Genomic DNA, 12,461 nt, shown 5'->3' with positions numbered 1-12,461 from the left:
AGGTACCTCATGGGTACTACCGACGGCCTGCGCTTCCGAGGCGGCGCGGACGCCTACCTCGCCGCCTGCCCCTCCCGGCAGATTCTCGACGTCCTCGCCAACAAGTGGACCATGCTGGTCATGGGCGCCCTGTCCGGCGGCCCGCTGCGCTTCGGCGAACTGCGCCGCAGACTGGACGGCGTCACGCAGAAGATGCTCACCCAGACCCTGCGCACCCTGGAGCGCGACGGCCTGGTCACCCGCACCGTCTTCCCGACCATCCCGCCGCGCGTCGACTACGCGGCGACCCCGCTCGGCGAGAGCGTCACCGCCCTCATGCGCGCGATCCGCGCGTGGTCCGAGGACAACATCGACGCCGTCCTCGACGCCCGCGACGCGTACGACGCACGCGCCGCCGAGGACGTCCAGCCGCTCCCGGCCTGACCGCCGCCCACCGCGCGGGCACGCGGAAGCCGCCGTCCCCCGGGGGGACGGCCCGATCGGCCCCTTCCGCCGCTGGACCCGCCAGTTCTGCCCCCCGGACGCGGCGGCCGTCCCCGCCCCGCAGTCCGGGCCGCGCCCGGAGAGCGAGGTGACGGCGTGGGCCCCGGGGAGGCGGCGGGCCGGGCGTACGCCGTGCGCGCGGCGACGGACCGCCGCCCGCGGACCGGGCTCAGACGTGGCAGTGCACGTTGACCAGGAGGGTGTCGGCGGGGAGGTCCCGCAGGTAGGCGTCGGCGTGTTCCTGGCCTGCGGGGATGCCGGGGGTGTGCGGGCAGGTCGCGGGGCCGTGGCACAGGCTGTGGATGCCGGGGCCGCCGTCCTCGTGCCACCAGCCGTCGAGGGTGAGGACGTTGCGGGTGTTCAGGGCCGAGAAGAGGGTCCGGGCGAGGAATTCCTCCAGGGTCGCGGAGCCGACGTCGGCGACCGGGTCCACGGAGCGGAGGAAGTCCCACCGGTAGCGCTCGGTGGGGAGCTTCTCCAGGTATGCCTCGAAGGCTGCCAGGAGGGGCTGGCCGTGGTAGTCGGCGCCGGCCTGCTCCCGTGAGTAGCCGGGCTCCGTACGGCGGCGGGCGGTGAAGGTCCCGCGCGGCAGGGGCTCGGGCAGTTCCCCTGCCAGCTCGTGCCAGCGCCGCCACGCCGCCTCGGCCAGCGCCCCCGCCTCCTCAACGGACGCGGAGAAGTCGAGGAGGCCGCGGGGGCCGCCCGCGCACCAGCCGAATTCGTTGGGGGTCGCCTCGGCGCCGGGCCGCCACCACCGGCCGGGGATCTCGTGGATCAGCCGGGGGTCCCGCTCGTGGCCGGGGAGGACGTTGAAGCCGCTGCCGTGGACGGTGCCGCCGCTGACGTACCAGGAATCCCAGACATCGCGTTCGGGGCTGCCCGAGCCATCGCTCTCGAAGGGCGCCATCGCCTGCGCCACGGCCTCCTCCACGTCGTCGGCGGCGCCCGCGGGCAGACACACGGTGATGCTCATCCCGGCCATGAAGGCATCACACCACTCCGCGGGCCCCTCCCGTGGGCGGATACGCAGAACCGCCCGCCCCCGCCGGAAGCGGAAGGGTATCCGCCGGGTCAAGGCCCGGCCGTCCGGGTTGACGGGCCCGCCCGAATCCCTCCATTGGGCGGCATGGGGGCCAATACGGACGTATCGCGACGGCTGAACGCCGTCGGTGTGCTGGTCGCGGTCTACGCCGCGGGGATGGCCGGGACGGTCGTGACGCTGGGGATCCTCGCCGCCGCCGCGCCCGGGCAGGCGACGCGGGAGGCGTGGGGGCACGCGGTGATCGTCACCGTGCTGGCGTTCCTGCTCCTGCTGCGGCTGCGGTCGGCGCGGGCGGGAAGCGTGCGGGCGGTGCGGGCGCTCGGGGTCGTCGCCGGGGTGCTGCTCGTCGCCAACGCGGTGGAGGCCTCGCTGCCGGGGACCTTCCCGGGGTGGATGCGGGTGGAGATGGCCGCCGTCGCGCTGCTGATGGCCGCGCTGCTGGGCGTCATGTGGCGGCAGCGGGTGTTCGGCGCCGGGGCGCAGGTCCCCGCCGACGTCTGAGCCGTCGGCCGGTCAGAACTCCCCACCGGCGTCCGGGCCGTCGTCCCGCGGGTCGGCGTCCGGGCGGCGCAGCGTCAGCGACTGGAAGCGGCGGCCGCCCCCGACGTCGGCGGAGTGGAAGTCGGCGACGTCGAAGCTCGCCGTGGCGAAGCCGAGCAGCAGGCCGTCCGTACGCCGGGAGAAGAAGCGCGGCGGTACGTGCTCGTCGCCCTCGATCGGGCCCTCCACGCTCTCGGCCCCGCCGTACACGCCGACGAAGAACAGCCCGCCGGGGCGCAGGACCCCGCGGACCGCCGCGAGGGCCGCGGGCAGTTCGCGGTTGGGGACGTGGAGCAGGCAGTTCATCGTGAACACCGCGTCGAAGGAGGCCGCCGGGAGGTCCAGGTGCAGGATGTCCATGACGTGGGCGTCGACGCCCTTGGCGCGGCAGCGCTCGACCATCGCGGGCGACAGGTCGGCCGCGACGACGTCGAAGCCCTCGTCCTGGAAGTAGGCGCTGTCCTGGCCGGTGCCGGCGCCGATCTCCAGCAGCCGGGCGCCCGGGGCGAGCCGGTCGCGGAAGGCCTGCCGTTCGGCGAGCTTCCAGGGCTCCTTGGCGAGCCCGTCGCGCCAGGCGGCGCGCGCGTCGTACGCCTCGCGCAGCGGGCCGATCACCTCGTCGTATCGCACGCTCATACCCGGCATTGTCGAGGTGGGCGACCGCGGGGGTCCACCGGTCGGTGGACGGGAGGTTCCACCGGGCGATGCTGATGTCCGCACCGGTCGCGAGGCCAGCATCGAGGCATGGGAAATCTTCCGGTACACATGGCTCGTTGGAGCGCCCGCCACCCCTGGCGGGCCATCGTCGGCTGGTTCGTCTTCGTCGTCCTGTGCCTGGGCGCGGGTGCGGCCCTCGGCGGGCACGCCGCCACCGCCGACGACTTCCGGGTGGGCGAGGCCGGGCGCGCGGAGGCCGTCGCGGCCTCGGGCGGGCTGGAGCAGAAGGCCGTCGAGAAGGTGCTGATCACCGCGCGGAGCGGTGCGCTGGACGGCGGGGCCGCCGGCGCCGCCGCGCGGGACGTCGTGGCGAGGATGCGGGGGCTGGCCGAAGTCGCCGACGTCGCGGACCCGCTGTACAACACCGGGCGTACGGCGGTACGGGTGGACGTCACCCTCAAGGGCGCGGAGCTGGACGGCAAGAACCACGTCGACCCGGTGCTCGCGCAGACCGCCCTGGTCGCGAAGGCGTATCCGGCGCTGCGGGTGGAGGAGAGCGGCGGGGCGTCCATCAGCAAGGACGTGCAGGGACAACGCGGCGACGACCTGTCGCGCACCGAACTCGTCGCGCTGCCGGTCACGTTGCTGACGCTGCTGCTGGTCTTCCGGTCGGTGGCGGTGGCGACCGTACCGCTGCTGCTCGCGCTGACGTCGATCGCGGCGGCCGTCGGCCTGTCGATGGTCGCCTCGCACGCCTTCCCGGACGCCGGCGTCGGCACCAACGTCATCCTGCTCATCGGGCTCGCGGTCGGCGTCGACTACACGCTCTTCTACCTCAAACGCGAACGCGAGGAACGGGCCGCGGCGGGCGGCAGGCTGGGCTCGCGGGAACTGGTGGAGCTGGCGGCGGCCACGTCCGGGCGGGCCGTGGTGGTCTCCGGACTCGCCGTGGCCGCGTCCAGCGCGACGCTCTACCTCGCGGACGACGTGATCTTCTCGTCGCTGGCGACCGGCGCGATCGTCGTCGCCCTCGCCGCCGTCGTCAGCTCGATGACGGTCCTGCCCGCGGTGCTGGTCAAGCTGGGTGTACGGGCGGAGCGGCGCGCGGAGCGCCGGGCCCGCAAGGGCCGCACGGTCAAGAGCCCGTCCCGGCAGGGCGGCGGGCGGCTCGTCGGCGCCGTGCTGCGCGGCACCGCCAGGCGCCCCGCGGCCACGCTCGCGGTGGGAGTGCTCGCCCTGCTCGCGCTGGCCGCGCCGCTGGGCGGGCTGAAGCTCACCGACATCGGGCGCGAGACGTACAGCCGCGGCCTGCCGGCGATGCAGGCCTGGGACCGAACCAACCAGGCCTTCCCGGAGCAGACGTCGATGAACCAGGTGCTGGTGAGGGCCGATCCGGGCCAGGCGGGCGCGGTCGCCGCGGCACTGCGGGACGTCGCGGCCCGCGCGAAGGCCGACCCCGTCTTCGCCGGCACCTCCGCACTGCGCACCTCCGCCGACCACCGGGTCAGCATGCTGGAGCTGGGCGTCCCGGCGTACGTCAGCTCCGACCGGGCGCACACCTCGCTCGCGCACCTGCGGAAGGACTACCTGCCCGCGGCCTTCGGCGCGTTGCCGGGCGCGGAGGTCGCGGTCACCGGCGACATCGCGCGCTTCGCGGACTACCCCGCGCACGAGAAGACGAAGATGCCGCTCGTCATCGGGGCGCTGCTGCTGGTCACCTTCGCCCTCACCGTGTGGGCGTTCGGCTCGCTGGTCATCGGCCTGCTCGGCGTGCTGCTCAACCTGCTGTCGGCGGGCGCGGCGCTCGGCGTGCTCACCCTGGTCTTCCAGGGCAGCTGGGCGGAGGGGGCGCTGGGCTTCACCTCCACCGGGTCGATCGGCTCGCGCGTGCCGCTCTTCCTCTTCGTGATCCTCTTCGGGCTGTCGATGGACTACCAGGTGTTCGTGATCAGCCGGATCCGGGAGGCGGTGCTGCGCGGGGAGACCACGCGCAAGGCGGTGCTGGACGGCATCGGCCGCTCGGCGAGCGTCGTGACGAGCGCGGCCTTCGTGATGGTGACGGTCTTCGCGAGCTTCGTCGGGCTGCACCTGATCGAGATGAAGCAGATCGGCTTCAGCCTCGCGGTCGCGGTGCTGCTGGACGCGTTCGTCATCCGCATCGTGGTGCTGCCCGCGGCGCTGCTGCTGCTCGGCGAGCGCAGCTGGTACCCGTCGCGGGCGGCCCGCCGGGCGCGGGCGGCCGCGGCCGCCGGCCGGCAGCCTGCCGCAGACGCCGTAAACGTAGGCTGAGCTGCATGACTCCCTGGTTGCGGCCCGCAGGGCAGGTGCGTGCGTGGTCCCTGCACCGCTGGTACGTCCTCGGCTGGCTGCTCCTCGGGCTGCTGCCCCTGGTGCTGGCCGGCCGGGACGACCCGGGTCCGGCGCGCTACGCGGCGGTGGGGCTCCCGGTCGCGGTGGGGGCCTACTACCTGCTGACGCTCGCCTTCCCGGGGCGTGCGGTCTCGCGTCCGCGCACGGTGGTCTGGGTGCTGATCGCGGGGCTCGGCGGCATGGCGTACCTGCGCGAGGGCGGGGCGTCGGTGTACGTCGCGACGCTGCCGCACTTCTGGTACCTGGCCGGTGCGCCGGGCCCGGCCGTCTCCTCCAGCGGGATCGCGGCCGCCGTGACCGTGCTGGGCGGCGACGCCCCCCAGGGGCTGAGCCCGAACGTCTTCACCGGCAACGCGGTCGCGACGCTCGCGGCCTTCGCGGTGAGCGTCGCGGCCGGGCTGGCGGCGGTGCGGCTGATCGAGCAGAACGACGAGCGGGTCCGGCAGCTCAACGCCGAACTGGAGGGCGCCCGGATCCGGTTGGTGGAGGCCTACCAGCAGCAGGGCGCCACCGAGGAGCGCGAGCGGCTCGCCCGCGAGATCCACGACACGCTCGCGCAGGGCTTCGCGTCGATCATCGCATTGGCGGAGGCGGCCCGTTCGGGCATCGCGGACGAACCCCAGCGTTCCGCACAGCAGTTGCGGTCGATCGAGCGCACCGCGCGGGAGAACCTGGCCGAGGCGCGGGCCCTGGTGCGGGCCGCGCCGACCGGCGGGGACGGGCAGGGGCCGGTGACGGCGACGCTGCGCCGCGTCCTGGAGCGCTTCGCGGAGGACACCGGCCTCGCCACGGACGCCGAGCTGGCCGAGGTGGAGTGCGACCAGCAGACCCGTATCGCGCTGCTGCGCTGCACGCAGGAGTCGCTGGCCAACGTCCGCAAGCACGCGGGCGCCTCGACCGTCGGCCTGGTCCTCACCGCGTACGGGGACCGGGTCGAGCTGGAGATCACCGACGACGGGCGCGGCTTCGCCGTCGGCACCTCGCAGGGCTTCGGCCTGGACGGGATGCGCCGCCGGATGGCCGAGCTGGGCGGCGAGTTGAACGTCACCAGCTCGGTCGGCGACGGCACGCGCGTCCTCGCCGTCATCCCCACCGCCAGGAAGGGCGAACAGTGAACGAGCAGCGGGAGAGCGGTCGGTTGCGGGTCGTCCTCGCCGACGACCACGTGGTGATGCGCGCCGGGGTGGCCGCGCTGGTGTCCGGGGACGCGACGATCGACGTCGTCGGGGAGGCGGGCGACGGGCGCGAGGCGGTCGCGCTGGTCGCGGAGCTGGCGCCGGATCTCGCGCTGCTGGACCTGCGGATGCCGGTGCTGGACGGGGTGGCCGCGACCGCGGAGATCGTGCGCCGCCACCCCGGCACCCGGGTGCTGATCCTGACCACCTACGACACCGACGAGGAGATCGAGCGGGCGGTCGAGGCGGGCGCGATCGGCTACCTGCTCAAGGACGCCACGCGCGAGCAGCTCGTCGCCGCGATCCACGCCGCCGCGCGCGGCGAGACCGTCCTCGCGCCGCGCGTCGCACAGAAGCTGGTCTCGCGCATGCGCCGCCCCGCTCCCGTCGTGCTGACGGCGCGCGAGCAGCAGGTGCTGGACGCCGTCGCCGACGGGCTGTCGAACGTGGAGATCGGCCGCCGCCTCGTCATCGCGGAGGCGACCGTCAAGACGCACCTGCTGCGGGTGTTCGCCAAGCTGGACGTCAGCGACCGCACGCACGCCGTGGTGACCGCGATCGAGCGCGGGCTCATCACCCGGCGGCCGGACCGCCGTTGAGGTGCTGCGCGCTGCGGGTGGTCAGATCGGCATCGGTGATCTCGCGCAGCACCCGGCAGGGGGTGCCGACCGCGACGGTCATCGGCGGGATGTCGCGGCTGACGACGCTGCCCGCGCCGATGACCGATCCGTAGCCGATCCGCACCCCCGGCAGGACGACGGCGTTGCTGCCGATCCACACCTTGTCCTCGATCACGATCGGCTCGGAGAAGCGCCCGAAGTCCGCCCGGCGGGCGGGGTGGACGGGATGTCCGGTCGTCGTCAGGGTCACGCTCGGGGCGATCATGACATCGCTGCCGATGCGGATCTCGACGTCGTCGACGCACGTGAGGTTCACGTTGCCGAAGAAGTCGTCGCCGATGTGGACGTTGCTGCCGAAGGCGGCGTGGAAGGGCGGGAGCAGTACGGTGCGCTCGCCGACCGAGCCGAGGATCGCGGTGAGCAGCTCGCGGCGGCGGCGCTCGTCGCCCGGCGGTGTGTGGTTGTAGGCGAAGATCTCGTCCGCCCGGCGCAGCCGGGCCTGGAAGGACGCCTCCGACTCGGTGTAGACGAGGCCCTTCGCTATCTTGGCCAGGACGTGCTCTTCGTGCGTGTGCGTCACGGCGCGCCGCTCCTCCCTCGGGTCCTTCCGGGGAGCCTACGGGGAAGGCGCCGGGCGGCGGCGGGCGCGTACGGCCACACGCGGGGCGAGCAGCGACTCGGGGCGGCGGTCCAGCGACAGCACCCCGAAGAACGCGGACGCGACCAGCGGATCGGTGTTGGCGGCGGCCAGCACCCTTGCCATGTAGCCCTGCTGGAACCTGCCGAGCAGGCCCGGGGCCGGGCCGTCCGTGTCCGGGTAGCGGCCGTCCTCGCCCGTCGCGATCGCCCACGCCCCACGCACGCACCGGGCCACCGCCCTCTGCACCTCGCGCGTACGGGCGGCGAGGGCGGGGCCGGCCGTGCCCGCCGCGTACCCGGCGACCACCCGCGCCTGGAGCGCGGCCACCGACATGCCGTGGCCGTAGACGGGGTTGAAGCGGCACAGCGCGTCCCCGACGACGAGGAGGCGGCCGGGGACCTCCGCCGAACGCTCGTAGTGCGTCCACTCGTTGGCCGTCGCGCGGAAGGCCACCGCGCCGGAGAGCGGCTCGGCGTGGGTGAGGGCGTCCGCCAGCTCGGTGGAGCGCAGCGAGGCGGCGAAGTCGAGCCAGGCCCGCTCCTCGACGGGCGGCCGGTGGGCGCCCTGGCCGATGAGGGTGACGAGCCAGCGGTCGCCGTCGATGGGCACGATGACGCCGCTGCGCGGCAGGTCCTGGTTGCCCTGCACGTACATCGCCTTCCAGCCGCCCGCCGCCTGCGGGGACGCCGGGCGCCGGTAGTAGCGGGAGGAGTAGCCGAGGTGCGCGTCGATCCGCTCGGTCGGGGGCGGCGGGCAGCCGAGCTGCCCCAGCCACTCCGTGAGGCGCGCGCCGCGCCCGGTGGCGACGGCCACGAGCCCGGCGGGCAGTGCGAACTGCCGCCCGCTGCCGCCGCGTTCGCGGAGCGTCACGCCCGCCACCGTCCGCCGGCCGGGCCCGGCCACGAGGGCCGTCGCCTCGTGCCGGTCCAAGGCGGTGACCGCGCCGCCGTCCAGGACGCGGCGCCGCAGCACCGCCTCCAGCACCTCCCGGGAGACGGACAGGTAGCGCGCGCCGCGCACACCGGTGAACCACGCCGCGGGCGAGAGCCAGCGCATCTGCTCGGGCGCGTGCACGATCTCGCCGCCCGCCGCGGCCAGTTCGGCGACGACTCCGGGCAGCAGCGCGTCCATCTCCGTCAGCCCGCGGTTCCACAGGATGTGGACGTGCCGGGACTGCGGGACACCGGCCCGGAAGCGGGCTTCGCCGGTGGCCGGCGCGTCCCGCTCGACGAGCGTGACCCGCGCGAAGCCGCGCGCGAGGGCGTGCGCCGTGAGCAGACCGGACAGCCCGGCCCCGACGACCACGGCGTGATCGTCCCCGGGTGACCCGTCCGCCGCCGTGCCCTCCCCCGCCGCGGTACCGTCCGCCGCTCCCTGTGCCGCCACCCGCGGATCCCCTCTCGTACGGTGCGCCCCGACGCCTCGCCGATCCTCCCGCGCACCCGCCGTGAGCGGCAGGGCGCACAGGGGCGCGGCGGGGCGCTCCCCGGCGGGCGCGGGGGCGTCACGCCCAGAGGGCCTGGGCCAGGGCGGCGCCCGTGAAGGCCGCGCCGAGCCCCGCCGCCACGCTCGCCACCGCGTTGGCCGCGGCCAGGAAGCGGAAGCCGCCGGTGGTGAGCCGCAGTGTCTCGTAGGAGAACGTCGAATACGTGGTGAGCGCCCCGCACAGGCCCGTACCGGCGAGCAGCTGCACGGAGTGCGGGGCGGCGCCGTAGCCCACCGCGCCCGTCAGCACACCGAGGACGAGGCAGCCGGAGACGTTCACGGCGAAGGTGCCCCACGGGAAGACCGTGTCGTGCCGGGCCTGGACGGCGCGGTCGGTCAGGTAGCGCAGCGGGGCGCCCACCATCGCGCCCGCCACCACCAGCAGCCAGTTCACCGCGCCCTCCCCGCCATGAGCCCGCGGGTCGCCGCCGCCGCCAGCCACACCGCGCAGAGCGCGGCGAGCAGGGTGGTGGCCAGGTAGGCCAGCGCGGTACGGGCGTGGCCGTGCTGGACGAGCTGCTGGATGTCGACGGCGTAGGTGGAGAACGTCGTGAAGCCGCCGAGGACGCCCGTGCCGAAGAAGGGGCGCACGAGGCGGTGCACCGTCCACACCTCGGTGATCAGCACCATGAAGACGCCGATCACGGCGCAGCCGGCGGCGTTGACGAACAGCGTCGTCCACGGGAAGGAGCCGCTGGGCGTGGGCCACAGCAGGCCCGCCCCGTAGCGGGCCGAGGCACCGATCGCGCCGCCCAGCGCGACGGCCGCCACCACGGGCGCCTGGCCCTGCCCCGGCGCGCGGGACGGGACGGGGGTGTCCGGGCTGCGCGGTCCGGCGCTCGGCTCGCGGGGCGTGGTCGTCATCGGTCGCGTCTCCTACTCGTGCCGCGCCCGGGCACGCGGGCGCGCGTCGTCACAAGTAGGGACCGTTGGCGGCACACGTGCCGCGGTTCGGGTACGGCGAGCCCCACCGCCGCGCGGCGGCCGTCACCGGCCCGCCGCTCGCGGCCAGTTTACCGGGCCGCGCTCCGGCCCGAAAATCCCTGCCGGGCCCGGACGGCCGCACTGCCCGTCCCCCCGGAACGCCCGCTCCGGGGGGACGCGGTCGGCTCCGGGGCCCTGCGGTCCGGCTGCCCGGTGGGAGTGCGGACCGCGGGCGTCCGCGACGGGGCCGGCGCCGGGGCGGACGTCGCCGCGGGCGGCGCGAGCGGGGGCGCCGGGGCACCCGTGTCCGGCACGGGCCACAGCGTGGCGGCGGCACCGACGACCACGGCCGTCACACCGCCCGCCACCGCGGCCCGCGCCCACCGGCGCCGGGCGGCGCGCCGCCGGATGCGGCGGAAGGCGCCGGGCGGCGGGGCCAGTTCGGCCGTTCCCTCGCGCAGCAGCGCCGCCAGATCCGCGTCGTAGGGCTCGTCCCACGGCTCAACGGGTGTGATCAAGGCGTTCCCCCAGTCCGGCGCGCAGATACTCCCGGGCGGCGTGCAGATCGGCCCGGATCGTGCCTTCCTTGCGCTTCGTCAGCAGAGCGATCTCCCGGACCGGAAGGTCGGCGTAGTAGTACAGCAGCACAGCCGTCCGCAGCCGCTCCGGCAGCGACTGCACGAGCATCCGCACCGGGACGGCCGACTCCGCGCCCGCCTGCGCCCGCCGCTGCCCGTCCAGCGCGGCCTCCGTCCCCGCCCGCCGTACGGCCCTGCGCTCGCGGTCCAGTCTGCGCCAGTGGTCGCGCACGAGGTTGGCCGCGGTCACGTACACGAAACCGCGCGGCTCCGTCACCGACGACCAGCGCGCCCACAGGCGGGTGAACGCCTCGGACGCGATCTCGTGGGCGGTGCCGTCGTCGTCGACGAGACGGCGGCACCACCCGGCGAGACCGGGATAGAGATCGGCGAACAGCTCCGCGGCTGCCCGGCCCTCGGACGGGGTCACCGTGCTCCAGGGTCAGGGGCGGCCGGCGCGGTCACACCGCACCGGCGCCGTCGAACGACGCGAAAACGACCACGTTGTCGCGGTACCCGCTCCCCGTCCGCGGGCCGCCGCACGTGATCAGCCGCAGCTCGGGACGGGCCGTGTCACCGTAGACGTCCCGCGTCGGGAAACGGTCCTTGGCGACCGTACGCACGGCGTACACGGTGAACACCGCGGCGGTGCCGTCCGCCCGCCGCACGGTGACGCGGGCCCCCGGCTCCAGCGCCGAGAGCCGCACGAACACGCCGTCGCCGAACTTCCCCACCGTCACGTGCCCGAGGAGCACCGCGGGCCCGGGCTCCCCCGGCGTCGGCGAACCGCGGTACCACCCCGCGGGCGCGTGCGCGGCCACCGGCGGCACCGCGACGGTGCCGTCGGCCCGCAGGCCGAGCCCGGTGAGCGGCGTGTCCACACCGATGGAGGGGATCACCAGACGGGTCGGCACGGACGCCGCGAGCGGCGCCGCCCGCGCCGTCACCGGCGCCGTGGCCACCACCGGGCGGACCGCCGCCCCGCGGGCCGCGCCGGGGGCGCAACCCGCGAGCAGCAGACCCGCGAGGCACAGCGCGGCGCCCGGCCGCACCGCGGACAAGCTCAGCCCCGCGCCGCGAGCTGCCGGCGGCGGACGGCGAACACGCCCGCCCCGAGAACCAGCACACCCCCGGCCACACCCGCGGCCGTCCCCCCGGCGGAGGAGCCGGACCCGCTCGCGACAGGCGGCACACCGGTGTCCGCCGCACCCCGCGGCACGGCGTGCACCTGACCGCCGTCCGCTCCGGTGCGGCTGCCGCTCCCCACCGCCGGGGACGCGGTCGGGTGGGGCCGCGCGGTGGGCCGGGCCACCGAGCCCGTCGACGGCCGCGGGGCGGGCTTCGCCCCGCTGTCGGCGGACGCCGTTCCCGCCCCGGCGAGAGCGAGCGCCGCGGCGCAACCGAGGGCGGCGAGGACGGACCGTGCACGCATGAGCTGTCTCCTGTCGATTCGGCCCGAACACCCCCTGAGCGGGGCGCCGGGCGGCAACTTCCTGTCCGGAAGCGAACGGAGAGACGTGGGGCCGGGAGGGCCTGCTGTAAAGAGCAGGCAAAGTCCTCTGGCCCGCGCGCGGCCCGCCGCCCCCGCCGGGTCACCTCCCGGTGGGGTGCCTCCTCCCGGGGCCGCGCCCCGCAGACCCCTCCGCGGGGGGTGCCTCGGGCGGTGCCCGCCTGCGGTGGGGCTTGCGGCTGCCCCGCCGCGGGGGCCCGCGCCTGGGGGCGCCGCGCTCGGGCGGTGCCCGCTTGGGGTGGGGCTTGCGGCTGCCCGCCGCGGGGGGTGCCGCGCCTGGGGGCGCCGCGCTCGGGCGGTGCCCGCCTGGGGTGGGACTTGCGGCTGCCCCGCCGCGGGGGACGCTTCGGGCGGTGCCCGCCCAGGGTGGGTTGGCGGCTTGCCCGCCGCGGGGGTGCCCGCGCCTGGCGGCGCGGGGTGTTCCCACCCCCACCACC

The 12,461-nt window shown here is 75.8% G+C and carries 15 protein-coding genes; 5 read left to right on the top strand and 10 right to left on the bottom strand.

The window, feature by feature from the left end; genetic code table 11:
- Positions 1–9: 9 nt before the first annotated feature.
- Positions 10–423, top strand: coding sequence for a winged helix-turn-helix transcriptional regulator (locus tag ACH4SE_RS33370; protein ID WP_398547302.1), 414 nt, complete (start codon positions 10–12; stop codon positions 421–423).
- A gap of 229 nt (positions 424–652) precedes the next feature.
- Here the strand turns inward: ACH4SE_RS33370 and ACH4SE_RS33365 are convergent, their stop codons facing one another.
- Complete coding sequence (locus ACH4SE_RS33365; RefSeq protein ID WP_398547301.1) at positions 653–1,456, bottom strand: hypothetical protein; 804 nt, start codon at positions 1,454–1,456, stop codon at positions 653–655.
- A 153-nt stretch (positions 1,457–1,609) separates the two neighbouring features.
- Here ACH4SE_RS33365 and ACH4SE_RS33360 point away from each other — a divergent pair, with 153 nt between their 5' ends.
- On the top strand, positions 1,610–2,026 hold the full coding sequence (locus tag ACH4SE_RS33360; RefSeq protein ID WP_398547300.1) for a hypothetical protein: 417 nt from the start codon (positions 1,610–1,612) through the stop codon (positions 2,024–2,026).
- 12 nt (positions 2,027–2,038) lie between these two features.
- Here ACH4SE_RS33360 and ACH4SE_RS33355 read toward each other — a convergent pair whose 3' ends face one another.
- Positions 2,039–2,701, bottom strand: a complete 663-nt coding sequence (locus ACH4SE_RS33355) for a class I SAM-dependent methyltransferase (RefSeq protein WP_398547299.1) — start codon at positions 2,699–2,701, stop codon at positions 2,039–2,041.
- 108 nt (positions 2,702–2,809) lie between these two features.
- Here ACH4SE_RS33355 and ACH4SE_RS33350 point away from each other — a divergent pair, with 108 nt between their 5' ends.
- Genes ACH4SE_RS33350 through ACH4SE_RS33340 form a run of 3 tightly spaced genes read left to right on the top strand, consistent with a single transcriptional unit; the run spans position 2,810 to position 6,866 of the window.
- Complete coding sequence (locus tag ACH4SE_RS33350) at positions 2,810–5,011, top strand: MMPL family transporter (RefSeq protein ID WP_398547298.1); 2,202 nt, start codon at positions 2,810–2,812, stop codon at positions 5,009–5,011.
- Positions 5,012–5,016: 5 nt separating this feature from the next.
- Positions 5,017–6,207, top strand: coding sequence for a sensor histidine kinase (locus ACH4SE_RS33345; protein ID WP_398547297.1), 1,191 nt, complete (start codon positions 5,017–5,019; stop codon positions 6,205–6,207).
- Positions 6,204–6,866 (top strand): response regulator, encoded by a 663-nt coding sequence (locus ACH4SE_RS33340; RefSeq protein WP_398547296.1) that lies wholly within the window; start codon positions 6,204–6,206, stop codon positions 6,864–6,866. Before ACH4SE_RS33345 ends, ACH4SE_RS33340 begins: the two co-directional genes overlap by 4 nt.
- On the opposite strand, the gene ACH4SE_RS33335 is transcribed toward ACH4SE_RS33340, so the two are convergent.
- The 8 genes from ACH4SE_RS33335 to ACH4SE_RS33300 all read right to left on the bottom strand — a co-directional run bounded on the left by ACH4SE_RS33335 (position 6,841) and on the right by ACH4SE_RS33300 (position 11,946).
- Positions 6,841–7,467, bottom strand: a complete 627-nt coding sequence (locus tag ACH4SE_RS33335) for a sugar O-acetyltransferase (RefSeq protein ID WP_398547295.1) — start codon at positions 7,465–7,467, stop codon at positions 6,841–6,843. The two genes, ACH4SE_RS33340 and ACH4SE_RS33335, sit on opposite strands and share 26 nt — an antisense overlap.
- A 36-nt stretch (positions 7,468–7,503) precedes the next feature.
- The gene (locus tag ACH4SE_RS33330) at positions 7,504–8,832 is read right to left on the bottom strand and encodes an FAD-dependent oxidoreductase (RefSeq protein ID WP_398547294.1); all 1,329 of its coding nucleotides are present in this window, start codon (positions 8,830–8,832) and stop codon (positions 7,504–7,506) included.
- Between the two features lie 199 nt (positions 8,833–9,031).
- Positions 9,032–9,406, bottom strand: coding sequence for a fluoride efflux transporter CrcB (gene crcB / locus ACH4SE_RS33325; RefSeq protein ID WP_398547293.1), 375 nt, complete (start codon positions 9,404–9,406; stop codon positions 9,032–9,034).
- Positions 9,403–9,876, bottom strand: a complete 474-nt coding sequence (gene crcB, locus ACH4SE_RS33320; protein ID WP_398547292.1) for a fluoride efflux transporter CrcB — start codon at positions 9,874–9,876, stop codon at positions 9,403–9,405. Before crcB (ACH4SE_RS33320) ends, crcB (ACH4SE_RS33325) begins: the two co-directional genes overlap by 4 nt.
- Positions 9,877–10,025: 149 nt before the next feature.
- Positions 10,026–10,454 carry a hypothetical protein gene (locus ACH4SE_RS33315; protein WP_398547291.1) on the bottom strand — a complete coding sequence of 143 codons (429 nt, stop codon included), beginning with the start codon at positions 10,452–10,454 and terminating at the stop codon, positions 10,026–10,028.
- A complete protein-coding gene (locus ACH4SE_RS33310) occupies positions 10,438–10,944 on the bottom strand; it encodes an RNA polymerase sigma factor (protein ID WP_398547290.1) in 507 nt (168 codons plus the stop codon). The genes ACH4SE_RS33315 and ACH4SE_RS33310 overlap by 17 nt, the downstream gene beginning before the upstream one ends.
- A 31-nt stretch (positions 10,945–10,975) precedes the next feature.
- A complete protein-coding gene (locus tag ACH4SE_RS33305) occupies positions 10,976–11,581 on the bottom strand; it encodes a class F sortase (protein WP_398547331.1) in 606 nt (201 codons plus the stop codon).
- A complete protein-coding gene (locus ACH4SE_RS33300) occupies positions 11,578–11,946 on the bottom strand; it encodes a sortase-dependent protein (RefSeq protein WP_398547289.1) in 369 nt (122 codons plus the stop codon). The genes ACH4SE_RS33305 and ACH4SE_RS33300 overlap by 4 nt, the downstream gene beginning before the upstream one ends.
- Positions 11,947–12,461 lie beyond the last annotated feature (515 nt).

The sequence above is a fragment of the Streptomyces sp. NPDC020983 genome (genome assembly GCF_044333485.1).
In the GTDB taxonomy this organism is placed as follows: Bacteria; Actinomycetota; Actinomycetes; order Streptomycetales; family Streptomycetaceae; genus Actinacidiphila.
Note: the sequence above shows the minus strand (reverse complement) of the source record. Positions and strands in the feature narration are given on the sequence as shown.

Excerpts from the sequence above, each read along its gene's own strand:
- ACH4SE_RS33370 (WP_398547302.1), top strand. The coding sequence starts at position 10 with ATGGGTACTACCGACGGCCTGCGCTTCCGAGGCGGCGCGGACGCCTAC.
- ACH4SE_RS33365 (WP_398547301.1), bottom strand. The coding sequence starts at position 1,456 with ATGAGCATCACCGTGTGTCTGCCCGCGGGCGCCGCCGACGACGTGGAG.
- ACH4SE_RS33360 (WP_398547300.1), top strand. The coding sequence starts at position 1,610 with ATGGGGGCCAATACGGACGTATCGCGACGGCTGAACGCCGTCGGTGTG.
- ACH4SE_RS33355 (WP_398547299.1), bottom strand. The coding sequence starts at position 2,701 with ATGAGCGTGCGATACGACGAGGTGATCGGCCCGCTGCGCGAGGCGTAC.
- ACH4SE_RS33350 (WP_398547298.1), top strand. The coding sequence starts at position 2,810 with ATGGGAAATCTTCCGGTACACATGGCTCGTTGGAGCGCCCGCCACCCC.
- ACH4SE_RS33345 (WP_398547297.1), top strand. The coding sequence starts at position 5,017 with ATGACTCCCTGGTTGCGGCCCGCAGGGCAGGTGCGTGCGTGGTCCCTG.
- crcB (WP_398547292.1), bottom strand. The coding sequence starts at position 9,876 with ATGACGACCACGCCCCGCGAGCCGAGCGCCGGACCGCGCAGCCCGGAC.
- ACH4SE_RS33300 (WP_398547289.1), bottom strand. The coding sequence starts at position 11,946 with ATGCGTGCACGGTCCGTCCTCGCCGCCCTCGGTTGCGCCGCGGCGCTC.